The organism is Paenibacillus dendritiformis (assembly GCF_021654795.1).
Classification (GTDB): domain Bacteria; phylum Bacillota; class Bacilli; order Paenibacillales; family Paenibacillaceae; genus Paenibacillus_B.
Genome location: NZ_AP025344.1, coordinates 6,258,580 through 6,281,722, shown reverse-complemented (window position 1 = coordinate 6,281,722; position 23,143 = coordinate 6,258,580). Strand labels below are relative to the sequence as shown.

General features: G+C 55.9%; 19 protein-coding genes. 14 read left to right on the top strand and 5 right to left on the bottom strand.

The window, feature by feature from the left end:
* Nucleotides 1-3: 3 nt before the first annotated feature.
* The 11 genes from L6439_RS27850 (at nt 4) to L6439_RS27800 (ending at nt 13,798) form a co-directional block, all read left to right on the top strand.
* Nucleotides 4-1,962 (top strand): DHH family phosphoesterase, encoded by a 1,959-nt coding sequence (locus L6439_RS27850; protein WP_168178528.1) that lies wholly within the window; start codon nt 4-6, stop codon nt 1,960-1,962.
* The gene (rplI, locus tag L6439_RS27845) at nt 1,959-2,402 is read left to right on the top strand and encodes a 50S ribosomal protein L9 (RefSeq protein ID WP_168178529.1); all 444 of its coding nucleotides are present in this window, start codon (nt 1,959-1,961) and stop codon (nt 2,400-2,402) included. Before L6439_RS27850 ends, rplI begins: the two co-directional genes overlap by 4 nt.
* 1 nt (nt 2,403) lies before the next feature.
* Nucleotides 2,404-3,759 (top strand): replicative DNA helicase, encoded by a 1,356-nt coding sequence (dnaB, locus tag L6439_RS27840; protein ID WP_213471625.1) that lies wholly within the window; start codon nt 2,404-2,406, stop codon nt 3,757-3,759.
* Between the two features lie 175 nt (nt 3,760-3,934).
* Complete coding sequence (locus L6439_RS27835) at nt 3,935-5,218, top strand: adenylosuccinate synthase (protein WP_213471624.1); 1,284 nt, start codon at nt 3,935-3,937, stop codon at nt 5,216-5,218.
* Between the two features lie 155 nt (nt 5,219-5,373).
* Complete coding sequence (locus L6439_RS27830; protein WP_213471623.1) at nt 5,374-6,048, top strand: spore coat protein; 675 nt, start codon at nt 5,374-5,376, stop codon at nt 6,046-6,048.
* Nucleotides 6,049-6,450: 402 nt separating this feature from the next.
* Nucleotides 6,451-7,983: a peptidoglycan DD-metalloendopeptidase family protein gene (locus L6439_RS27825; protein WP_168178533.1), complete on the top strand. Its 1,533-nt coding sequence runs from the start codon at nt 6,451-6,453 to the stop codon at nt 7,981-7,983.
* Between the two features lie 305 nt (nt 7,984-8,288).
* Nucleotides 8,289-9,023 carry a response regulator YycF gene (gene yycF / locus L6439_RS27820; protein ID WP_168178534.1) on the top strand — a complete coding sequence of 245 codons (735 nt, stop codon included), beginning with the start codon at nt 8,289-8,291 and terminating at the stop codon, nt 9,021-9,023.
* Nucleotides 9,024-10,877 (top strand): cell wall metabolism sensor histidine kinase WalK, encoded by a 1,854-nt coding sequence (walK, locus tag L6439_RS27815; RefSeq protein ID WP_168178535.1) that lies wholly within the window; start codon nt 9,024-9,026, stop codon nt 10,875-10,877.
* The gene (locus L6439_RS27810) at nt 10,874-12,181 is read left to right on the top strand and encodes a YycH family regulatory protein (RefSeq protein WP_213471622.1); all 1,308 of its coding nucleotides are present in this window, start codon (nt 10,874-10,876) and stop codon (nt 12,179-12,181) included. Before walK ends, L6439_RS27810 begins: the two co-directional genes overlap by 4 nt.
* Nucleotides 12,182-12,233: 52 nt before the next feature.
* Nucleotides 12,234-12,980, top strand: a complete 747-nt coding sequence (yycI, locus tag L6439_RS27805) for a two-component system regulatory protein YycI (RefSeq protein WP_168178537.1) — start codon at nt 12,234-12,236, stop codon at nt 12,978-12,980.
* A complete protein-coding gene (locus tag L6439_RS27800) occupies nt 12,977-13,798 on the top strand; it encodes an MBL fold metallo-hydrolase (protein WP_213471621.1) in 822 nt (273 codons plus the stop codon). Before yycI ends, L6439_RS27800 begins: the two co-directional genes overlap by 4 nt.
* Here the strand turns inward: L6439_RS27800 and L6439_RS27795 are convergent.
* On the bottom strand, nt 13,770-13,976 hold the full coding sequence (locus L6439_RS27795; RefSeq protein WP_006678707.1) for a hypothetical protein: 207 nt from the start codon (nt 13,974-13,976) through the stop codon (nt 13,770-13,772). The two genes, L6439_RS27800 and L6439_RS27795, sit on opposite strands and share 29 nt — an antisense overlap.
* A 266-nt stretch (nt 13,977-14,242) precedes the next feature.
* Here L6439_RS27795 and L6439_RS27790 point away from each other — a divergent pair, with 266 nt between their 5' ends.
* Nucleotides 14,243-15,487 carry a S1C family serine protease gene (locus L6439_RS27790; RefSeq protein WP_168178539.1) on the top strand — a complete coding sequence of 415 codons (1,245 nt, stop codon included), beginning with the start codon at nt 14,243-14,245 and terminating at the stop codon, nt 15,485-15,487.
* A 126-nt stretch (nt 15,488-15,613) separates the two neighbouring features.
* The gene (locus L6439_RS27785) at nt 15,614-15,784 is read left to right on the top strand and encodes a CxxH/CxxC protein (protein ID WP_168178540.1); all 171 of its coding nucleotides are present in this window, start codon (nt 15,614-15,616) and stop codon (nt 15,782-15,784) included.
* Between the two features lie 736 nt (nt 15,785-16,520).
* Here the strand turns inward: L6439_RS27785 and L6439_RS27780 are convergent.
* Entirely contained in the window at nt 16,521-17,834 is a 1,314-nt protein-coding gene (locus L6439_RS27780; protein WP_213471620.1) for an MFS transporter, read from the bottom strand.
* A gap of 111 nt (nt 17,835-17,945) precedes the next feature.
* Entirely contained in the window at nt 17,946-20,096 is a 2,151-nt protein-coding gene (locus L6439_RS27775; RefSeq protein ID WP_213471619.1) for a YhgE/Pip domain-containing protein, read from the bottom strand.
* 258 nt (nt 20,097-20,354) lie between these two features.
* On the opposite strand from L6439_RS27775, the gene L6439_RS27770 reads away from it, so the two are divergent.
* Nucleotides 20,355-21,320 carry a DMT family transporter gene (locus L6439_RS27770; RefSeq protein ID WP_213471618.1) on the top strand — a complete coding sequence of 322 codons (966 nt, stop codon included), beginning with the start codon at nt 20,355-20,357 and terminating at the stop codon, nt 21,318-21,320.
* 250 nt (nt 21,321-21,570) lie between these two features.
* Here L6439_RS27770 and L6439_RS27765 read toward each other — a convergent pair whose 3' ends face one another.
* Nucleotides 21,571-21,738, bottom strand: a complete 168-nt coding sequence (locus L6439_RS27765) for a hypothetical protein (protein WP_213471617.1) — start codon at nt 21,736-21,738, stop codon at nt 21,571-21,573.
* Between the two features lie 431 nt (nt 21,739-22,169).
* The gene (locus L6439_RS27760) at nt 22,170-22,799 is read right to left on the bottom strand and encodes a nitroreductase family protein (protein ID WP_213471616.1); all 630 of its coding nucleotides are present in this window, start codon (nt 22,797-22,799) and stop codon (nt 22,170-22,172) included.
* Between the last annotated feature and the right edge of the window lie 344 nt (nt 22,800-23,143).

The window sequence follows — 23,143 nt, the reverse complement described above, 5'->3', positions numbered from 1 at the left end:
GCCATGCCTAAAATGTTGTTCCAACGCTGGTATTTCAAGCACATCATCTGGACGTTCGTGCTGCTCGTCGTGGTCACGAGCGTCCTTGCATATTACAACTGGATGGTCGGCTTGCTTGCCTTCGCCGGCATCGCCGCCTTGGCTGCGGCTTCGCTGGCGGCGGAACACAAATTCCGGCAAGAAACCGAATTGTACCTAACCACCCTGGGGCTTCGCGTCAAGCGGGCCGGAGAGAGCGCCATCGTGGATTTGCCCTATGGCATTCTCCTGTATAGCGAGAACCGGATCATCGAATGGCATAATGCTTATGTGGCGCAGCTTATTGAGCAGGACAGCCTGGTCGGAGAGGAACTGGGAGAAGTCTTCCCTCAGCTTCAAGCCGGGAAAGATGCAGAGCATTCCCAAGAGCTGTTCATCGGCGGACGCATCATTCATGCGGACATTGTGCCGGGGGAGCGGGTGGCTTACTTCACGGACATTAGCGACATCTGGACCCTGCGCAAGCGGTACGAGGAAGAACGCATCGCGGTAGGAACGGTTATCATGGATAATCTGGAAGAGTCGACGCAGGGGATGGATGACCAGCAGCGGACCGGGCTCATCGCGCGGGTCGCCGGCCAGATTACGGAATGGGCGGCGGAGAACGGGATTCTGATTCGCCGGCTCTCTTCGGAGCGGTACTTCCTCGTGATGGACGTACAGACCTTGAAGGCGCTGGAACAGACGCGGTTCGCGATTCTGGATGAAGTGAGAGAGGTGCTGTTCGGCAATAAGCTTCCGGTTACGCTCAGCATGGGGATTGCGGCCGGTGCGGAGAGCATTGCCGAGCTTGGCCGGATGGCTCAGTCGAGCCTGGATATCGCTCTAGGCCGAGGCGGCGATCAAGTCGCTGTCCGCATGGGTCAGCGGCTGTCTTTTTATGGGGGCAAGACGAATGCGGTCGAGAAGCGGACCCGGGTGCGTGCCCGCGTTATCGCGCATGCGCTGCGCGATTTCATCCAGCAGAGCGACGCGGTGTTCATTATGGGGCATAAAGTGCCGGATACCGATGCGATCGGCTCGGCGATCGGCGTGCTGCACGCATGCCGGATGCTTGAGGTTGAGGCGTTTATCGTACTGGAGGACAGCAATCCGTCCATCGACCGGATGGTGGATCAGCTGCGGAGGGACGAGATTCTCTGGTCCCGGTTCATTACCCGGGGCGAAGCCGTCGAGATGATTACCGAGGCCAGCCTGGTCGTCGTGGTCGATACCCACAAAGCATCCTTGGTGGAGGAGCCGAAGCTGCTGCGTTCGGATCGGATCGTCGTCATCGATCATCATCGGCGCGGCGAGGAATTCATCAACGACGCCGTGCTTGTCTATCTGGAGCCGTATGCCTCGTCCACGGCCGAGCTGGTCACGGAGCTGCTCCAATATATCCATAACCGGATTAACTTGAGCATGCTGGAAGCCACTGCGCTGCTGGCGGGCATCACGGTGGACACGAAGCATTTCACGCTCCGGACCGGGTCGCGCACCTTCGATGCGGCCAGCTTCCTACGCCGCCAAGGGGCCGATCCGCTGCTGGTGCAGCGCATCTTGAAGCAGGATCTCGAAGAATATATCGAGAAGGCCGAGATTATCCGGCGGGCGGAAATGTTGTATGGGCATATTGCGGTCGCGGTTACGGAGCCGGGACGCAAATATTCACAGTTGCTCATCGCCCAGGTAGCTGATACGCTGTTGAATATGACCGATGTGCTGGCGTCGTTCGTGATTAGCGAACGCCCGGACGGACTCATCGGGATTAGCGCGCGGTCGCTGGGGCAGATGAATGTCCAGGTCGTGATGGAGCGGCTGGGAGGAGGAGGCCATCTGACCAACGCGGCTGTGCAATTGGCGTGTCCGCTCGAGGAGGCGGAAGCCAAGCTGAGACGCGTGCTCGAAGAAATTGATGCGGAAGAGGGGTTGTTCGAATGAAAGTCATTTTGTTGCAGGATGTTAAAGGACAAGGCAAGAAGGGGCAAATCAAGGAAGTCTCCGAAGGGTATGCGCAGAACTTCCTGTTCAAGCAGGGACTTGCGCGTCCGGCGACGGAAGGCAATCTGAAGACCCTGGAGCAGCAGAATAAATCGGAACAAAAACGCAAGGAGCAGGAGAAGCAGGATGCGGAGAAGCTCGCTGCGACCTTGAATGAGACGACGGTGCCGCTGAAGGCGAAGGCCGGGGAGGGCGGGCGCCTGTTCGGGGCGATTACGACGAAGCAGATTGCGGAAGCGCTCAGCAAGATGAAGCTCAAAATCGATAAGCGTAAGATCGAGCTGGAGGAACCGATTCGTTCACTCGGCTATACGAATGTAACCATAAAGCTGCACCCGGATGTAAAGGCGACAGTGAAGGTTCACGTCACGGAGGAATAAGATGAACGACTTGTTCGTTGATCGGATTCCGCCGCAAAATCTGGAGGCGGAGCAAGCGGTACTCGGCGCGATTCTGTTGCAATCCGAAGCCTTGATTACGGCGATGGAGCGGATTCAGCCGGAGGACTTCTACGATCCGGCTCACCAAATGATCTACGAGGCGATGATTGAACTCGGCGAGGAGAACCAGCCTGTCGATCTCATTACGCTGACGGCCAAGCTGCAGGCGAAGCAGCAGCTCGAGGATGTCGGCCGCATCTCGTATCTGACGAAGCTGGCCAACGCGGTGCCGACGGCGGCCAATGTCGATTACTACGCGCAGATTATCGAAGAGAAGTCGATGATGCGCCGCCTGATTCGGACCGCGACCCAGATCGTAAGCGAAGGCTATTCCGGCGGCGATGACGTCTCCGGCCTGCTGAGCGATGCGGAGCGCAGGATTCTGGAAATATCGAATCGCCGTTCGTCCAGCGGCTTCATCGCCATCAAGGATGTGCTGATGGATGTCTACGAGCGGGTCGAATTCCTGAGCCAGCATCAGGGCGGGACGACGGGGATTCCGTCGGGGTTCCCCGATCTTGACAAGATGACGTCCGGCTTCCAGCGAAGCGACCTCATTATTGTGGCGGCCCGGCCTTCCGTAGGGAAGACCGCGTTCGCGCTCAATATTGCCCAGAATGTCGGCGTGCGCGCGAAGGAGACGGTGGCGATCTTCAGTCTGGAGATGTCCGCCGCACAGCTCGTTCAGCGGATGATCTGCGCCGAGTCGAACGTGGATGCCGGACGCCTGCGTACCGGACAACTGGAAGACGATGATTGGGAGAAGCTGACGATGTCGATTGCGGCGCTGTCCGAGGCCGAAGTCTATATCGATGATACGCCGGGCGTCACGGTCGCCGATATCCGGGCGAAATGCCGGCGGCTGAAAAAAGAACGCGGGCTGGGCATGATCCTGATTGACTACTTGCAGCTCATTCACGGACGCGGCAAGCCGGGAGAGAACCGGCAGCAGGAAGTATCCGAGATCTCCCGGACGCTGAAGCAGATAGCCAGGGAGCTCGAAGTGCCTGTTATCGCCCTGTCCCAGCTGAGCCGGGGCGTGGAGCAGCGTCAGGATAAGCGTCCGATGATGTCTGACTTGCGGGAATCCGGTTCGATCGAGCAGGATGCCGATATCGTCGCGTTCCTGTACCGCGATGACTATTACAATCAGGATACCGAGAAGAAGAACATCATCGAGATCATTATCGCCAAGCAGCGGAACGGCCCGGTCGGAACTGTCGAGCTCGTCTTCCTCAAAAATTTCAATAAATTCGTAAGCTACGAGCGCAATCATCAGGAAATGCCTGCAGGATAGACATTTAATGGGATTCATAGCGTGCGAGCGTTACTTTTCCGAACATTGCTATATGGGCGGTACGTAACGTTCGCTTTTTTATTGACTTCGTCTTCCAACGCTGATACACTTAAAATGCTGCCTTCGGAAGAATGCAGCGAATATTGGTGTGTGAACACCCGACGGGGGTATGAAAATGTCTACAGTAGTCGTCGTAGGAACCCAATGGGGTGACGAGGGAAAAGGGAAAATCACCGATTTCCTCGCCGAAAGCGCAGATGTAGTGGCGCGATATCAAGGCGGTAACAATGCGGGGCACACGATCCTAATCAATAATAAAAAGTATAAGCTGAGCCTGATACCATCCGGCATCTTCTACAAGGACAAAATCTGTGTCATTGGAAACGGCATGGTAGTCAATCCAAAGGCGTTAATCGAAGAAATTGGATATATTCACGATAATGGCTTCTCGACCGACAATCTCCGCATCAGCGATCGGGCACATGTCATTATGCCATATCATATGGTGCTGGACGGGTTGGAGGAAGAGCGTAAAGGACCGAACAAAATCGGGACGACCCGCAAAGGGATCGGCCCTGCCTATATGGACAAAGCGGCGCGCAACGGCATTCGGATCGTCGACTTGCTCGACAAGGACGTATTCGAACAGAAGTTCCGCCATCTTGCCAAAGAAAAGAATGAATTGATCCGGATGTATGGCGGCGAAGAACTGGATATTGAAGCGACGCTGAACGAATATCTGCAATATACGGATGCGATCCGCAAGTATGTCGTCGACACGTCCGTCGTGTTGAACGACGCGATCGATGCCGGCCAAAAGGTGCTGTTCGAAGGGGCGCAAGGCGTCATGCTCGATATCGACCAAGGCACCTATCCGTTCGTTACGTCTTCGAATCCGACGGCAGGAGGGGTCTGCATCGGTTCGGGCGTGGGACCATCCAAGATCGAAGAGGTTATCGGCGTCGCCAAGGCTTATACGACACGCGTAGGCGACGGCCCGTTCCCGACGGAGCTGAATTGCGAGACCGGAGACTTCATCCGCGAAGCGGGCCATGAGTACGGCACCGTTACGGGCCGCCCGCGCCGCGTCGGCTGGTTCGACAGCGTCGTCGTGCGCCATGCGCGCCGGGTAAGCGGCATTACCGGATTGTCCCTGAACTCGCTGGACGTGCTGACCGGATTGAAGACGGTCAAAATCTGCACGGCTTACAAATACCGCGATCAGGTGATTGAGCACTATCCGGCGAACTTGAACATGCTCGCAGAATGTGAAGCTATCTACGAGGAAATGCCAGGCTGGACCGAAGACATTTCGCAATGCAAGACGATGGAAGAACTGCCGGAGAGCACCCGCAACTATGTGAAGCGGGTATCCGAGCTTACAGGCATTCCGATCTCGATCTTCTCGGTCGGACGCAATCGCGAGCAGACGAACCAGGTTCGTCCGATCTATCGCTAATAGATGAAGACAAGGGTTGTGAGCCGGTTGTTCCCGCGAGGGACGGCCGGTTTTTTTTGCGCATAATTGGGCATACTAAGCAGTAATACAATTGCAACTCTATCCGTTCTCTCTTTCATTGCTAGATGGACGGATAGCGGCTGGGAGGCTTCATTATGCGCATGACGCTACGCATTATCCGCCTGATCGCCATCATCGTGACGGTCAGCGTGTTATCCGGCTTTATTACGATAGCGACGACCGCGGTCGTCGTCGATCGCTATATTCAATCGGCCTTGAATACATTTCAGATTCCGATAGAGCGGCCTGCTCTCACGCTCACGTCGATGTGGGGGGAACTGTTCGGAAGCGGAGGCAAGGCGGCACAGCCGGACAAGAGCAAGCTGACGCCGCAGAGTCCGCAAGCGCCCGCAGCGGGCAAAAAAGCATCCGATCCGCCGAAGGAGGAGCCTGGCGACGGGGCGCTGCCTGTGATGGGCGGAATCTCTTCCGGCGACGCCGCGGAGCGGGAGCGGGTCGTCATCTCTCCGGATGCGCTGTCCCGCAATAAAGAAGAGATTCCGGCGTCCAACAAGGAGCAGCTATTCGCCACTTTGATGAAGAAGCTGCCCCAGGAGGAGATGCAGCGGCTGTCCACCTTGATGGAGGACGGCTTGACGGCGGCGGAGCTGACGGAAGCCGAGCAGATTTTGGCGAAGTATTTGAATGACGAAGAATACGGGCAGATGCTCGAATGGTTGAAGGGCAAGCCGGACAAGGCGGAGGAGCCGAACGGACCATCCGAGGCCAATGGCGAAGCGAGCGCTCCGGAAGGAACGGGGACGCCATAACCCTTCGCCGGTTATATTCCTGGTCTGCCGCTTTGCCTATGATGAATAAAAAACGCGGATATGGCGCATCTTGCATAGCAGGTGCGCCATATTCGCGTTGGATCACGAATTTTGAACGAGAATGGAACGAAAAAACCGAAAATCTCCTTATTTTTGCCCATTTTTTTCGTCAGTTGCATTGTTCTTCCGACCTATGTTACAGTATAAAAGGTGGAAAAAAGATGACAAAACTTTAACCATTTGTCGGGGTCCGCAGGATGATGCAGAGACAGAATGGATACGGATACAGGGAATCGAGCCTTGCCGGTACGTTGCGTACAGGCATCCATGGCCACCATTCGAATTCCCGTTGTAATCGGCGCAGAAGTCTTGATATCAGATGTGAAGCAAAAGGAGACTGACATGGAACGTTACGATAGCGATCACCGGAAGGATGAGAAGAATTCGGTCTCAGGCAGCCGGTGGCAACAATGGAAGGCAGCGTGGCGTCGGATGATGCCGGAATCCGCTCAACAGTGGATCGCTGTTCACCGGAAGCAACTTGGTCTGACACTGGGGGGCGCAGCGCTTATCGCTGCATCGATCTGGGGCGGAACCGCTTATGTTCATGCCAATACGGTAGCGTATTTTCACGTATATAACAATAATGAATGGGTAGGAACGATTTCCAGTCTGGACGAGCTGGAGTCGTTCTATGCGAAGAAGCAGCAGGAAGAGCAGGGAAAATATCCGAACGCCCATATTCAGCTCGACACGAAGCATATCCGTACAGAGCCGGATTCCGGCTTCAAGGCGAAACCGGCGACGGCCGAGACGATCGCCAAGCTGGATCGCACGTTGAAGCCGTATGCGGCTGGCGTCCAGCTCAAGGTCAACGGCAAGAGCATCGGCATCGTGAAGGATGAAGCGACGGCGGAGAAGATTCTTGCCCAGATTAAGTCGAAGTATTCCGGCAAGGCGGGCACAGGCAAATCGGCCAAGGAGGTCAAGGTGCTGTCCGCGCCGGTTCGTTCCGCGAATGCCACGAAGGCGATGTCACGGGTGGAATCGGTCGAGTTCCGCGAGCGGGTAAGTATGGTGGAGAGCAATACCGACCCGCAGCAGGTGCTGCAGCCCGAGGAGGCGCTCCGAATGCTGACGACCGGCGTCACCAAGCCGGTCCAGTATACGGTGAAGGAGGGAGATACGCTCTCTTCGATCGCCAAAAAGCAGAATGTGCCGTTGGAAACCATCTACCGCAACAATCCTAACGTCGGGGAAGAAGTGCTGAAGCCGGGACAAGAGCTGGATCTGACCGATGCGAAGCCGATGATTACCGTGAAGACCGTAGAAGCGTATAGCGAATACTTGGTGACGGAGCCGCAGCGGATCATCAAGGAAGATCCGGATATGCGCGCCGGCGAATCGAAGGTCGTGCGCAAGGGCAAGCAGGGGCTGAAGCGGATGTCGTACCGCCTGACGAAGGATAACGGCAAGCTGACTCATGAAGAGTGGATTGAGCAAGAGGTGATCGAGCCTTCCGTGCCGGAGATTATTTTGCGCGGAACGAAGGTGGTGCGCGGCGAAGGGACAGGCACCTTCGATTGGCCGGTCAACGGAGCTACGCTGACCAGCGGCTTCGGAAGCCGCTGGGGCCGGACGCATAAAGGCATCGATCTTGTATCGTCCGACCGCTCGATCCTGGCCGCGGACGAAGGCGTCGTTATTTTTGCCGGCCAGAAGAGCGGCTATGGCAATGCCATCATCGTCGACCATAATAATGGGTACAAGACGTTGTACGGCCATCTCAACTCGATTAACGTCAAAGTCGGCGATATTGTCGAGAAGGGACAAGACATTGGCGTGATGGGCAATACGGGCAATTCGACGGGCACGCATCTGCATTTTGAGATTCATGTGAACGATGAAGTCAAGAATCCTTTAAAATACTTATAAATTCAGACTTAAAAAGGCCGGTTTTCAGCACCCGGAGGTTGCTTGAAACCGTATCTTTAACCGATACCGAGGCGGGAGAATGATCCCGCCTCTTTTTGATGCATCCCTGGAAGTAACGGAAGGAAGGCGGGAAGGGGAGAAGAATTTATTAAATTTGTCCAATCCGGGGTTGACATTCGGGATGGGGCGGCAAATATGGTAATATAGAGGGGCACGGATCGTATGAACTGATTCTATCGATTCCTGACAAGTCGGAACCGAATCATAATAGGGGACATTTTCAAGATAGAGAGAGGTGTGGCTTCATGCACGGCAAAATTCTCGTGGTGGATGATGAGCAGCCGATAGCGGATATTCTCAAATTCAATCTGGAAAAGGAAGGATACGAGGTCATCTGCGCCTTCGATGGCGGCGCGGCGGTCGAGCTCGCGCTGTCGGAGAAGCCGGACCTGATTCTGCTCGATCTGATGCTGCCGGTGAAGGACGGAATGGATGTATGCCGGGAGATCAGACAGCATCTTCATATGCCGATCATTATGCTGACGGCAAAGGATACCGAGCTGGACAAGGTGCTCGGGCTGGAGATGGGCGCGGATGATTATGTAACGAAGCCGTTCAGCACGCGCGAGATGCTGGCGCGGGTGAAGGCGCACCTGCGGCGGCAGAACAAGGCGTCCGCCCAAGCGGCGTCGGACGGGCAGAATGCGGATAACGGCGAGAAGCACGGCTTGCGGCTGCATGAGCTGCTGATTGACACCGACATGTATGTCGTGTACAAGAACAAGGAAATGCTCGATCTGACCCACCGGGAGTACGAGCTGCTTCATTATCTGGTTCGAAATGCAGGCAAGGTCATGACTCGGGAGCATCTGCTGCAGGCGGTATGGGGGTATGAATATTTCGGCGATGTCCGAACGGTGGACGTGACGATTCGCCGTCTTCGCGAGAAGATCGAGGATGATCCGAGCAAGCCGGAGTACATCATTACGCGGCGGGGCCTCGGTTATATGATGCGCAACCCGCGTAACGGGGGCTTCTAAATGAAGCGGGGGATCGGCCGGTTTTTTCGCACGATTCAAGCGAAGCTGATCATTATTTACGTATTGCTCATTCTGATCGCGATGCAATTAATCGGTGTATACTTTGTCAGCTCGATGAAGAATTCATTGACGCTGAACTTCTCCCGGGATCTGCGCAATACGGCAGGACTGCTGTCTCATTATACGGGCCAGACGTTGAAGGGCGATGAGACGGTAGACAATCCGAACACGATTAAAGAGATCGATCGGTTCGTTCGCAACTTCATCAATATGAACGGGATGGAGATTCAGGTGCTGGATGCGACGGGCCGGGTATTGACGACCTCCTCGCAGACGAGCACGGAATATGTCGGACGCAAAAATACGGAGCCGGTCGTAAACCGTGCGCTGCAGGGCATCAGTTATAACGAGGAAGTTATCATCGATGACAAGAACGTGCGCAAGCAGATTGTGGCCCAGCCCGTCTACTCGAACGGGAAGCTGGTCGGGGCCTTGTATATCGTCGCCTCGATGAAGGAGCTCTACGAGACGATCAACGGAATCAACCGCATCTTCTTCTCGGGGATGGCGATCGCGCTCGGCCTGACGGCGGTGCTGGGCATCATTCTCGCCCATACGATTACGCAGCCGATCAAGGAGATCACGAAGCAGGCGACGAAGGTGGCCGAGGGGAACTTCGATGGCGAAGTTCCGGTGCTCGGCACGGACGAGATCGGACAGCTGAGCGAGGCGTTTAATTATATGACGCGGCGGCTCCAGGAAGCGCTCAATGCGAATGAGGAAGAGAAGGAAAAGCTGGCTTCCATCCTGACCAATATGAGCGACGGCGTTATCGCGACGGACGAAGCGGGACAAGTCATACTCGTCAATCGCCGGGCTTGCCTCATGCTGGGAATTCGGGAGGCGGATGCCTTGGGCCGGTCGATCGCCGGGCTGCTCAGCATTCCGGATCGGCAGGTCGAGCAGCTCGTCAGCGGGGAGAACAACGGGATGCTGCTCCCGGCGCGCGGGGCTGGCGATGCGGCGGAACCTGGAGGCGAGACGGTGCTGCGCGTCACGTTCACCCCGATTCACCGCCGCGGCGAAGGCATGACCGGCTCGATTGTCGTCCTGCAGGATGTGACCGAGCAGGAGAAGCTGGAGCAATCGCGCCGCGAATTCGTCGCGAATGTGTCGCATGAGCTGCGCACGCCGCTCACGACGATCAAGAGCTATGCGGAGGCGCTGGAGGACGGCGCCCTGGAGGAGAAGGAGCTGTCCGGTCGCTTCGTCGGCGTTATCCGCAATGAGACCGAACGAATGATCCGGCTCGTGACGGATCTGCTTCATCTGTCGCGGCTTGATTCGAAGCAGGCGATTATGCGCAAGCAGCCGACCGACATTGCCGAGATGCTGGAGGATGTGCTGGACCGCTTCTCCTTCCAGTTCCGCAAGAAGCGGATTACAGCCAAGGCCTCGGTCGAGGGAACCAATATTCCGGTCGTCATCGACCGCGATCAGATTGATCAACTGCTCGACAATCTTGTGTCGAATGCGTTGAAATATACGCCGGATGGCGGCGAGGTCACCTTGTCCGCCGTATTCCGGGAAGGCAGGCCGAATGTTGAGGTGAACGTCAGCGATAACGGGATCGGCATTCCGCAAAAGGATCTGGAGCGTATTTTCGAACGCTTCTACCGTGTCGACAAGGCGCGATCGAGAAATATGGGAGGAACCGGTCTGGGGTTGTCCATTGCCCGGGAAATTGTGCGGGCGCATGGCGGGGATATCCGAATCGAGTCGGAATGGAATGAAGGCACCAAGGTGGCCTTCACCCTTCCGGTCTCGGCCGAAGGGAGTGACCCAAGTGTATGATTGAGCGGCTGAAGACGATATTGCTCACTGTGCTTGTGCTGCTTAGCCTACTCCAGAGCTTCTTCCTGATGTATAGCATGCCGAATTACAATTTCGAGAAGAAGACGTCCAGCGATTATATCAAAACGGAGCCGCTCGGACCGGAGGAACGGCTGGAAAACCTCGTCTTCCCGGAACAGATGATTCTTCATCTGGGAGGAGACAAGCATACGATGCTGTATCCGGGGACAACGTTCTACAATATTATCATGAAGCGTCTGCAGGGCCGGACGTATGACGGCTTCCAATACCGTCCGGTCTCATCGGTCGATTGGGAGCGAGTCCGGAAGCAGAACGAAGGAATCGAGCTGAGGTTCAACTCGCCGGTTCCGGCGAAGCTGCTGCAGCGGGTCTTCCCGCTTGGGGATGATACCACCTTCATGGAAGAGACCATCAAGCGGATGTGGCTGTATGCCAATCCGGAGTCGAACGAGGTGAGGGTGTACTTCTTCAATGCGAAGGGAGACGCGGTCTATGAATCGACACGCGCCAATCTTACTGTGCAGGATGTCACCCAGCAGGTCGAATTCGGCCGCACCTGGACGCCGTACCGCTTGGTCGGCGGCATGTTCTATCTGCCGGAGGAACCGCTGGAGGCGGTGGAGGTGGAGCTGCCGTACGAGCGGATTACGGTGGAGCAGATGCAGCGCAGCCTGTTCTTCGATCCTGCCTTGACGAAAAATATCGTCGCCGGCAACTCTGAAATTTATACCGACGCCAAGCGGGGGCTGGAGATCAACCGGGGAGAGCACTGGATTATCTATTCCGATCCGGCGGTGATGACGGAAGGGAAGCAGGATGTCGCGGCGGATGCGACATCAGCGGTCCGCTTCATCAACCAGCATGGCGGGTGGAACGGGAAATACCGCTTCACGCTGCCAGGTCCGAACGAAAGACAGTCGGGATTGTACGGCGGCGCGAATGAACGCGGAGTCGTCATGCGGTTCGAGCAGTATTGGGGCTCATACCCGGTCGTCAGCACGCCGGATTTCCATTTCGGCTATATGCAGGTGGCGATTCAGCAAGGAACGGTTACCAATTACGAGCGCTCGCTCATTCAGCTCTTCAATCGGTCTGCCGAGAAAGAGATACGCAAGCTTCCGGCGGGCGACGACTTGCTGAACAAGCTGAAGGCTCTCGGGCGGCTGAATGAGATCGTCAGCGTCGATCCCGTCTACGTGCCGCATTACAGCAAGGAGACGATTCACTTGATCCCTACGTGGCAGGTGAAGTTCAACGACGGTTCGACGACGCTGCTGCAATAGGGCGACTTCCGCTCGATGGAACCGGGATCATGAAGCGCAAAGGAGGATCGGCATGGATTGGAGTCGGGCCAAAAATATTTTGATATACGCGTTCCTGCTGCTGAATATTGTGCTCGGCTACCAGCTGTGGCAGGATATTCGCGAGCAGCTCCATTCCGATCTGGACTGGACGTCGCTGTCTGAAGAGACCCGCCAGATGATGGACGTGAAGAGAATTCAGGTTACGGCTAAAATACCGGCGGAAACCCCGGCGCTGCGCGAAATTACGTACCGGTTCGTCCGGCGCGATCCGGATCCGGTGCCGCTGGAGAATCCGCAGGACAGCACCATCATTTTCTCGGAGAAGGATCTGGTGCGCGGGCTGCAAGGAGAGATTCCCCATATTGAAATGTATCGCTATGATTCGTTCAGCGGAAGCGTCGACACCTTCCTGCTGCACCAGCGGCTGGCGAATGGGCTGCCGATATTCGAAGTAACGCTTGAGCTGAGCACCCGCAGCCAGAAGATTACGGCCTACCGTCAGCAATATGTGGAATTGATCGAGCCGAAGGTCAATCAGGAGCAGAAAATTTTGTCCGCCACCAAAGCGCTGCAGAGCGTGATCGACAACGTGCTGGCGCCCGGCTCGATCGTGAAGGATATCCAGTTGGGCTATCACGGCCAGCTTTTCGATGCAGATACGCAGGTAGCGGCTCCTTCCTGGCGGATTTTGCTCGAAAATGGCGAGGTGTACTACGTAAATGCGATCAATGGAGCGGTGGACAGTTCGGAAGCGGGAAAGAAGGAGAGCGAGAAATGAGTTTACGATTTTCAGTGTTGTCAAGCGGTTCGACGGGGAATGCGACCGTGATTCAAAATGATGACGCGACGGTGATGATCGACGTCGGTCTGAGCTGCAAGCGGACCGAGCAGTTGCTGGAGGAGCAGGGACTCTCCGGCAAGCAGATCGACGCGATTTTCGTCACGCACGAGCATTCGGATCATATTAAAGGATTGGGCGCGTTTGCGCGGAAATACGATTTGCCCATCTATGCCAACGAGAACACGTGGGCCGCGCTGGAGAAGCATGTCGGCAATATCGCGGAGGAGAACCGCATCGTCATGCAGACCGGCGAAGCCCGCGACTTCGGCGATCTGCGCGTGGAGTCGTTCGGCATCTCGCATGATGCGGCCGAGCCGGTAGCATACCGCTTTTTCGAGGGGGAGACGAAGCTGTCGGTTGCGACCGACTTGGGTTACATGAGCGATAAGGTCCGTGACGCGATCGCCGACTCCGATGTGCTCGTCATGGAGTCGAATCATGACGTCGAGATGCTCCGCGTCGGGCGTTATCCATGGAACATCAAGCGCCGCATTTTGAGCGATCTGGGCCATTTGTCGAACGATGCGGCGGGCGAGGCGTTGTGCGAGGTCGTCACCGGCAACACGCGCCGTACATATTTGGCGCATCTGAGCCTGGATCACAATATGCAGGACTTGGCCCGGATGACGGTGCAGGACGTGATGGAAAGCAAGGGCCATTTTTTCAAAGAGAGCGAGTTCCAGTTGAAAGATACGTATTATGACCGTCCCACGGCATGGGATAAGGTCAGCGAGAAGTCTCCGGTTCGTCGGTAAGCCATCGATCGACTTCATGCGCTTTGCGCGCGATGTCCTCATCGGTGATGAGCCCTTTCTCGACCAGCAGCTCCATTAAGGTGGACAAGGCAAGCGTAAGGCGGTATTGGTCTTCCTTCAAGTCGGCAAGTTGCCCCACAATATTGACGTCCGACCAAGCGGAAGAGGCTGTTTTCATGTGCATTTCCTCCTTCATAACGGAATAGGATGGTAAAGAGTTACAATGCCGTCTCTTTTCTCTCAACGAGAACGATGTATGATAGAATATGTACGAGGAAACGAAATGATGACATGCCTGACGCATGAACTGTCCGCTGCAGGCATCTCATATATAGTGTTGACCGTTTGAAAGCCTGGCATTCCTGTGTAATGGGTAATAGGATGCAGAGAGTCGGAGCAGCAGCCGAACGTGGCGAGAGCCCGGGTTGAGGGGAGTGGGTTCGGATGAGCTTGTTTGAGGATGATTTTTTCTCACCGAAGGTGAGAAGGCGGATCGAGCGCAGATGGTACCGGCGTACCAAGGCTCCCCGTGAAGGCTGGAAGCGGATTAGACGGTCAGGAAGCGGCAAGTGGTCGACGGTGCAGGTCGCCGTCGTCAGCTCGATTATCAGCGCGTTCGTCGCCGTCATCCTGTTCAGCTGGATTACCGGATCCGGAGAGGCCGGCTCTCCCGCCGTGGCGGTGGCGGGCAATGCGATGGCGAACGATCCGTACGAGCGGATCGTCCAGGCTGCGGACAAGGTCAGTCCGGCCGTGGTCAGCATGGTCAACAAGCAGAAGCAGATTGGCGATGAAAACGGTGCGGCGCAGGATATGAATCTCGGCTCCGGGGTCATTTTCAAGAAGGACGGGGGCAAGGCGTATGTGCTGACGAACGAGCACGTCGTTCAAGGCGCGGACGAATTGGAGGTCGTGCTGGACAACGGACAGCGCAAGAACGCCGAGCTTGTCGGCAAGGACCGCGTCATGGATGTCGCGGTGGTCCGGATTGACGCCGCCGGCGTGACAGCGGTCGCTGAGATTGGCGATTCCCGCGCGATTCGGCGCGGGGAGACGGTCATTGCCCTCGGCAATCCGCTCGGCTTCGGCGGGTCGCTCACGGCCGGGATCGTCGGGTATACGAACCGGCTGATTCCGGTGTCGCTGAACCAGGACGGGGTATACGACTGGGAGCAGACGGTGATTCAGACCGATGCCGCGATCAATGAGGGCAACAGCGGCGGGGCGCTTGTCAATCTTGACGGCCAAGTGATTGGCATCAATACGATGAAGATCGCGACTACGGGCGTGGAAGGATTGGGCTTCGCGATTCCGATCAATGAAGTGATGGAGACAGTCGAACAGATTATGGAGGACGGTAAGGTCGTGCGGCCGTATCTCGGCGTCTATACGGTCGATGTGAACAATCCGTACGCGCCGATTACCGAGGAACAGCGCGAGGACATCCGCCTTCCGAAGGACGTGAGAGAGGGCGTTATCGTCCTGGAATCATCAGGCCCCGCCAAGCAGGCCGGCTTGAAGCTGAACGACGTTATCGTCCGGTTCGATAAGCAGGAGATCGGCTCGACCCTGGAGCTGCGCAAATATTTGTATGAGAAGAAGCATATCGGCGATAGCATGGATGTTCATTTCTATCGCGACGGCGTGCTGATGACGGTAAAGGTGATCTTGGCGGATAAGCCGGACTAATCGGGACACAATGACAAGAGAACGGTGCATATCCGCGGCGTTTCGCATTCGTTGGGGAGCGCCGGAACCGGAGCAATGACTTTTCCAATACTGACAGCAGGTTAGGCAAGAAAGAGGGAAACATGCATGTATGTCGTCTGTAAAGAACACGTAGAATTGGCAATCGATAAATTCGTAGATGAGTATGAGGATGCTCCCGATCTGGTCAATTTGGACGAGGTCGAATTCAGTGATTGGGAGAAGCCGGTCAAATGCTGCATGAATTGCGATCGGGAGGCCAAATTTCTTATCGTGTGAAGGACAGCAGAAGAAAGAGTAGCGTGCGCAGCACGGAAGAGCAAGGGCGCTGAACCGGAAGGTCGGCGGCCCTTGTTTTTTTGTGAGCATCGCTGTGGATAAGCGGGATAAGTGAACCGAAGGAAGGTTGTCCACATGTGGATAAGACTGTCGTGACGGTCGAATGCGGTTATCCACAGCACGGCAGAATGAGGATAACGGGGCTTGCGGGATGCCCCGGCTAGATAACCGGAAAGAGAAGTGGATAAGTGAAATATGCGGGGATATGCCGAACTTCGAGAGCAGAGCGGACAAGGGTGTCTGTCTGTCCTTATGGCCATTATCCCCATTGTTCAGGTTTCCATCAAAAAGGGGAGTTGGATTGCCCAAGGGAGAGAATCGTCTGTACGCTCGGATAGACAAGTTGTGAAGGTGAAGCGAAGGACGCGAAACTGGAAAGGGAATGGGCGCAACTCTTTTGTTCAGTCTTCCATTGGTTCAGGGTCATCCTTACTAACTCTGATTTAGAGGATATGAGAGCTGGCGGAACGGATCTGAGCGGGTGGGATCGTGCCCGTAAGAGACAAGATGCCGTTGAAAAGAGAGGTTAAGAGAAAAACAAAGGAGAGTTGTTCCGAGAAGTGGCGATAGGGACCCCTGAGGCGATGGGACAGGCAAGGCAGGCCGGGGGGAACGGGCCACATGCCAAAAAGCAGCAACCGGAGGCATCGGCTCCGGTTGCTTGCATTCGCTCCGCTTATATGGCGGGAGCGCTGCCGGTGCGAGGCCGGCGGCGGAAGCGGCCCGTGCGGTTCGGCCGATCCTCGCGGAACATGAAGAAGTAGCATATGGCCGAGGTCACGTATAGGACGCCGGTAATGGAGAAGGTCATCGCATAGCCCCAATAGTAGCCGTACGAGGTCACGAGGAACGACTGCACGGAGCCCATGCTGGCCCACCCGAGCATAAAGGCGGTCTGGGTCAGCGAGTTAGCGATACCACGTCTCGAATCCGATATGCGGTCGACCATGATGGCGGATTGAATCGGATTGGCCGCGTTCATGAGCGCCTGCCGGAACAGGAAGCTGATGGATGCAATGAGCAGCAGGTTCGTGAATCCCGTCAACAGCAGGAACGGCAAGGACATCAGCTGAAATAAGACGACGGCGCGCACTTGCCCGACGCGGTGGACCAAGGTCGGGCCGATAAGCATCGAGACGATGGTCATCACCTGGCCGAGCGAGATCAGCAATCCGACGGCGGTCAGCGAGACGGAGAACCGGTTCGTGAAATAGAGGTTCAAGTACGGCACGACCAGGCCGGAGCCGAGGCCGACGAGAAGCTGGCAGAACGTCAGGCGCCGGATGACCTTCCATTCCCGCTGCTTGGCTGCGGCGGGCGCCGGTTCGGAAGCCTGCGAAGGCGCCGGGGCGGGAGCGGGCTCCGGCTTCCGGGCGGCCCGCTTGCTCTCCTTCACCAGCAGCAGCGGCAGGAAGGCCGCGAAGCTGGCTGCGCCGCCGATGAGCAGCACCGACTGGAGGCTGACAATCTTGCTCCAGCCGAACGCCTGCAGGACGTCGGCCAGATAGCCGCCGCCCATGCTCCCCAGCACCTGTGCGGCCAGCACCATCGAGGAATGGTAGCTGAACAGCTTCAGACGCTGCTCCTTCGGCGTATTTTCCGCCAGGAAAGGAATCGCGATTACCTGGAAAAAGGCTGCGAATATGCCGGTAAAGACGGCCAGCACCTGCAGGCTCAGCGGGGCTTCGGCGAAGGCGCGCAGCATGAAGCTGATGCCCGTCACCAGCGAGCCGGCAATCAGAATCCGCTTGCGGCTGGAGCGGTCTCCAAGCAGTCCGATCGGGATGAACAGGATTGCCGTCGCCAAGGACTGCACGCTGATGATGGTCCCGTTCATCTGATCGTTATAGCCGAGAGATTGCACATATAGATTATACAGAACGGAGAACATGCCGGTTCCGATCTGGTAGAGAAGGTTGGCAATAAAAAACAGCTGGATATTGCGGTTCCAGCTACGTATCTCATCCGTTGCATGATGAAAAAAGCGCATTCGTGTCACGCCCCCATTTTTCTTGCTGCCTCTCTCATTGTAACAGGGGGGGATGCGGGAATAAAGAGGCCTTGTTGGGAAAGGCCTCCCCGGTATGGCAGAAATTACAGGTCAATGGATCAGCTTGCTCTCCTTCGCTTTTCGCACCAGCCCCGCGCTTGCCTTGTTGATCGGGCTTTTGAGGACGAGGCCGATGAGGAGGAAGAGGCCGGCGACGACCGCCAAGACGATGATGTCGCGCCGCACGATATCCCATAGTATGCCGCCGACCGCTTCCCGCATCATGCTGATGGCATAGGTGAACGGCAGGAACGGATGAATCGCCTGGAAAAAAGGCGGTGTTGTCTGAATCGGAAAGGTGCCTCCGGAGCCGGCCAGCTGCAGGACGAGCAGCACGATGGCGAGCGCCTTCCCTACGTTGCCGAAGACCGAGACCAGCGTGTAGACGGCAAGCATGAAGACGGCGCTGATGATAAGGCCGAAGACGATGAACCAGCCCGGATGGAGCACGTAGGTCTTCAGCAGATAAATATCGCCGGCGGTTACGAACAGCGACTGGAGCAGCGCGATGGTCAGGAAGGTGAAGTACCGGCCGAAATAGATTTGCACATTCGTATAATGCTTGCCCTCCTCATGGACTTCCACCGTCAGCAGCGAGACGAGCAGCAGCGCCCCGACCCAGAGAGACAGCGTCGTGAAGAACGGAGACATGGCCGAACCGTAGTTCGGAATCGGGAACAGCTTGTTCTCCTTCAGGATGACCGGCTCGGCGAAGAATTCGCTCTCCTTCTCGAAGTTGTTCTTCAGCAGATCGATAATTTCGGCAATATCGCCCTGCTCCTCAAACGCACGGATTTTATCGGCAAATTCCGTAATTTTGGCTTGAACGGCAGGCAGGTTCTTCTGAATTGCCGGAATTTTCTCGGTGCCGATGGCGATCACCTTCGAGGCGTCCTTCAACAACGTCTCGATGTCCGGAATATTTTTGATGGCATCCTGGAGCACTTGCCGCACTTTGGCGATGTCCCCGGCCGCTTTGTCCACGCCCTGCAGCATGGCAGGTTGAATCTCGCTGTCGTACCGGTTCAGCATATCCCCCGCAATGGCTCCCGCATCCTCGGACAGCCGATGGAGATGGTCCAGCAGATCGGCCCCGACGTCCTCGCCGCGATCGACCGCGGCCTTGATCTCATTGACGGTCGCGGCCTGCTGGGCGAGCTTGTCCGAGAGCTGCCGCAATCTATCGGTTACGCCATGGAGCTGTCCGCCGGTGACCGCTTGGCTGAGCCGGTGGAACCAATCGGCCGCGCTGTCCGCAATCTTCACGGCGGCGCCCAGCTTCTCCGACAGCCGGCCAAGCCCCTTGCTGGCCAGCGACGGGTCGGCGGTGACGTTCTGAAGAATCGCCGTCACCTGGTTCACCGATTCCGCGGCCTGCTGCAGGGTGCTCAGGTCCTGCTTAATGAACGGGGAGATGGTCTCGATGCCTTCCCGGCTGTACTGGAGCAAGTCCGCGAGCTTGGACGAGAATTGCTGCGCGTCCTTCGCCAATTGGGCGACGGTGGGCAGATTATTCAAGGCCTCGTTCACGATCCGGTCCGCGGTCGTCACGTCCCTCATCGCGGTGTTCACCGCATCCGAGAAGCGGGGGAATGAGTTTTCCAGTTTGAAGACGAGGTTCTTCACCTTCTCAATGGTCGGCAGCTCATTGGACAGCTGGACTCCGAGTTCATTGAAGATTTTGAAAATCGTCCGGTTGGCCGTTCTGACGAAGTTGTCGCTGACCTCCTCGATGATGCCGGTGGCGCCCTTGGATGTAATTTTGGGAGCGACGGCATTTATTTTTTCATTCACAAAGTAGAGGATCTCGGCCTTGATCGGCTCGTTCGACAGCACGGATCCGATACGGGCGGAGAAGTCCTCCGGAATGAGGATGGCGGCGTAGTAATCGCCGTGGCTGACGCCCCGCATCGCTTCGTCCTTGCCGACGAAGGTCCACCCGATGAGCGTATTGGTCTTTAGATTCTCAATGACCTCATTGCCGATATTGACGGGCTTGTCCATAATCACGTCCCCGTGATCAAGGTTGACGACGGCGATTTTGATGCCGCGCGTATTGCTGTACGGGTCCCACGATGCTTCAATATTGAACCACGCATACAGGGACGGAAGAATGCTCAAGCCGAGAATGATGACTGTGGCGGCCCAATTGGATCCGATTCGCTTCAGGTCATTCGCGTAAATGGAAATGATATGTTTCATGATGGCCTCCGCTTTTAGATGTAATATTTTCAGTATTTGCCAAAGGAAATTCAATCATGCGGAAGGAGCAGGCGAAGCCGGAGGGATCGATCCGTGATCGCGGGATATGTATGCGCTTGCTGCATCGCAAGGAATGTCTTCAGGAAATGGGAGAGACTCCCCGGTCTTGACAAATGGCGCGGATATGAGAGGATGGATAAGTTACAGAAGAAATCATCCATTATTCTTCCGAAGTCAGACAGAAAGAAGTGGGTTTGCGTGAAAAAATACGCCATCTATCTGATGCTGGTCGGCGTGATGGTTGCATGGGGCTTGAACGTGACGGCGACGAAGGTGCTGGTGACGCATTTCATGCCGGTCACCATGACTGCATTCCGCATTATGACGGCGGCGCTGAGCGTGTTCCTGCTGCTCATACCGATGCGTCAGCTGCGGCTGCTGCGGGGCAAGGAATGGGGCTATGTGCTGATCGCTTCCTTGTTTAATGTAGTGGGGCATCATTATTTTTTGTCGCTTGGCCTGGCGAATACGTCGGCTTCCAACAGCGGCTTGATTCTCGGCCTGGGGCCGTTATTGACGACGCTGATGGCGATTCTGTTCCTGGGCACCCGGATGACCTGGTTCAATATGACCGGCATCGTGCTCGGTTTGTCCGGCGTCGCCTTCATCGTCACCCATGGGAGCTCGGGGATGAGCGGCGTCTCGATCGGGGATGTGTATGTGTTCCTGGCCATTCTGGCGCAGGCGATAAGCTTCATTCTGATTAAAAAAATGGCCGCCACGCTCGATCCGCGGCTGATGACGGGATATATGCTGTTCTTCGGGTCTTTCGGATTGTACGCGTTAAGTTGGGTGCTGGAGCCGGAGGGGATGGCCAGCATGGCGCAGACCGATATCGGGCTGTGGGCGGTCTTCCTCGGTTCGGCCGTGATCGCGACGGCTGTCGGGCATATGACGTACAATTACGCGATTGGCCAGGTGGGCGCCGCGGAGGCGTCGATCTTCATCAATCTGAATCCGTTTTTCGCCTTGATTGGCTCATCTCTCCTGCTGGGCGAGGCGGTCACGCTCGTGCAAATGTCAGGGTTCGTGCTCATCCTGATCGGCGTCCTGTTCGGCTCGGGGGCCCTTGAGGAGTGGCTGCGCCAGCACCGTCTGCGGAAAGGGGACAATCGCGGGTATCCGCAAGCGGCTGAGCGCAAAGGCTACAGCAGCGGCTCTTGAACGTTCTTGGCGGAAGCCGGGAAGGCGGAGTCGAGAAATCAATCGGCCGTGGAAGAGGAAGGGCTGTTCCATAAGTAGGTTTTAATTACAGTGGGACAGCCACACCCTGCTCCACACAGCGCGACTTGCCGAAAAAGCTGCGAAAGTACAGTTTTCCCCTGTGTGGCGGCTCTCGTTTCTCAGTAGAAAAAATCGATTTAAAACGCTATGGCGCGAAATCCGCCAAACTGCACGATTTCTCCAGACACGCCTATTCGGTAAGCGAAATGCTGCGCAAATGCAGCATTTCGATAGGGACGACTTTCCCAGAAAGGGAATCCTGCAAAACGGCAGGAATTTCACCCGTTTCGCTTCGACTTGAAGCAAAAGGGCCTAAAATGATGTAGTTTTGCAGCAATTCCTCGGGATGTGGACGCATTGAGTCGAAATTCCTGTAAAATAGCAGCAATTCCCTCCACATGTTCAAGCCCCAGTAGGCAACGATGCCTCCAGGATCCGACGCGGTCTCTTGGATCCCGTAAAATCAGGCCGTTGAGAAGTCCATGGGGATTTTCGCCACTTCATTTTTATATGGTGGATCTCGTCTCTAGAAAAAATCAACTGAAAACGCTCTGGGGGCCAAGGTTTGGAATAGGTCAATGGACATCTCCACCCTTCGTGCACAAATCCTGGATTCACTGCCTCGACGCTCTTCCGCCGCCAGTCCCGCCGCCGTCTTTTCCACTTCTAGTCTCTATTATCCCGTCTTGCCCTGCGTCATGATTCAATGCCTATGGGAAAGTCCCTTTTTGGCGTGCTATGTATTGAAAAAAAGCTTCCCGCCTGTGAATCGTGATCGAATAGTCCCGGTTAAAAGCGCTGGTGCGTCACAAATTCCCGCACCGGCTTGCGGTAACCGCGCGGCCGCAGGCTGGATGTATCTTGCTTGCCAATCGTGATCAGCATGACCGGAATATAGGTGGCGGGAATATTCAGAATCGCCTGCACTTTGTCCGGATCGAAGCCGATCATCGGGCAGGTGTCCCACCCCTTGGCCTTGGCCGCGAGCATGAACTGCATGGCGGACAGGCTGGCATTGCGAATCGCCTCATCCCGTTTGAACGTCTCTCCGCGCTCTTCATAGAATCGGATGGTATCCTCTGCCACCATGTCCACTTCCTGCTGACTCAGCACGCCAAGATGGACCAACCCTTCGTTCAGCTCCCGTGCCTTCAGATGAGCTTCCATGCTGCCCAACACGACAATGACGCCGGAAGCCGTCTTCACCTTGTATTGCTTGTTCGCTGCCTCGTATATCTGCTCCTTGAGCTCTCCATCCGTTACGGCAACATAATGCGCATGCTGTAAATTGAATGCGGACGGGGCGAACTTCACCAGCGAGAAGATCTCTTCCAGCTCCGACTCGGAGATAGCCACGTTCTTTATAAACTTATTGGCGGATCGTCTTCCTTTGATGATAGCTTCAAAATCTTGTGTCATTGTGAACCGTCCTCCTCGAAAATCATTGTTTGTCCTATTTTACCATCATTACTTATTAAAAGTAAGTGCATATTGTAATAAAATTAACATTATTTTTGTTATTTTAATTTTAAGGCATGCGAACCGGGCACGGCGAATTGATAAGATTTTGATAAGAATGGGCTTCGGACGGCCCGGGAGCGGATTTTTATGCTACTTTGAATTCAGATTGCTGCGTGAAAGGCGGGTGGAGGGATCTGCTGCGTTTGACACTTTAGAAGGACATAGAGGCGGATTGAAACACATATCGGCGCTCCCGGCGGCATACATATTGGTTCTTAAGGGAGCTCTCTGAAATTTTATTT

What these genes read in the sequence shown, in the direction of transcription:
- L6439_RS27850 (WP_168178528.1), top strand. Translation starts at nt 4, where the DNA reads ATGCCTAAAATGTTGTTCCAACGCTGGTATTTCAAGCACATCATCTGG.
- rplI (WP_168178529.1), top strand. Translation starts at nt 1,959, where the DNA reads ATGAAAGTCATTTTGTTGCAGGATGTTAAAGGACAAGGCAAGAAGGGG.
- dnaB (WP_213471625.1), top strand. Translation starts at nt 2,404, where the DNA reads ATGAACGACTTGTTCGTTGATCGGATTCCGCCGCAAAATCTGGAGGCG.
- L6439_RS27835 (WP_213471624.1), top strand. Translation starts at nt 3,935, where the DNA reads ATGTCTACAGTAGTCGTCGTAGGAACCCAATGGGGTGACGAGGGAAAA.
- L6439_RS27830 (WP_213471623.1), top strand. Translation starts at nt 5,374, where the DNA reads ATGCGCATGACGCTACGCATTATCCGCCTGATCGCCATCATCGTGACG.
- L6439_RS27825 (WP_168178533.1), top strand. Translation starts at nt 6,451, where the DNA reads ATGGAACGTTACGATAGCGATCACCGGAAGGATGAGAAGAATTCGGTC.
- yycF (WP_168178534.1), top strand. Translation starts at nt 8,289, where the DNA reads ATGCACGGCAAAATTCTCGTGGTGGATGATGAGCAGCCGATAGCGGAT.
- walK (WP_168178535.1), top strand. Translation starts at nt 9,024, where the DNA reads ATGAAGCGGGGGATCGGCCGGTTTTTTCGCACGATTCAAGCGAAGCTG.
- L6439_RS27810 (WP_213471622.1), top strand. Translation starts at nt 10,874, where the DNA reads ATGATTGAGCGGCTGAAGACGATATTGCTCACTGTGCTTGTGCTGCTT.
- yycI (WP_168178537.1), top strand. Translation starts at nt 12,234, where the DNA reads ATGGATTGGAGTCGGGCCAAAAATATTTTGATATACGCGTTCCTGCTG.
- L6439_RS27800 (WP_213471621.1), top strand. Translation starts at nt 12,977, where the DNA reads ATGAGTTTACGATTTTCAGTGTTGTCAAGCGGTTCGACGGGGAATGCG.
- L6439_RS27795 (WP_006678707.1), bottom strand. Translation starts at nt 13,976, where the DNA reads ATGAAAACAGCCTCTTCCGCTTGGTCGGACGTCAATATTGTGGGGCAA.
- L6439_RS27790 (WP_168178539.1), top strand. Translation starts at nt 14,243, where the DNA reads ATGAGCTTGTTTGAGGATGATTTTTTCTCACCGAAGGTGAGAAGGCGG.
- L6439_RS27785 (WP_168178540.1), top strand. Translation starts at nt 15,614, where the DNA reads ATGTATGTCGTCTGTAAAGAACACGTAGAATTGGCAATCGATAAATTC.
- L6439_RS27780 (WP_213471620.1), bottom strand. Translation starts at nt 17,834, where the DNA reads ATGCGCTTTTTTCATCATGCAACGGATGAGATACGTAGCTGGAACCGC.
- L6439_RS27775 (WP_213471619.1), bottom strand. Translation starts at nt 20,096, where the DNA reads ATGAAACATATCATTTCCATTTACGCGAATGACCTGAAGCGAATCGGA.
- L6439_RS27765 (WP_213471617.1), bottom strand. Translation starts at nt 21,738, where the DNA reads ATGCGTCCACATCCCGAGGAATTGCTGCAAAACTACATCATTTTAGGC.
- L6439_RS27760 (WP_213471616.1), bottom strand. Translation starts at nt 22,799, where the DNA reads ATGACACAAGATTTTGAAGCTATCATCAAAGGAAGACGATCCGCCAAT.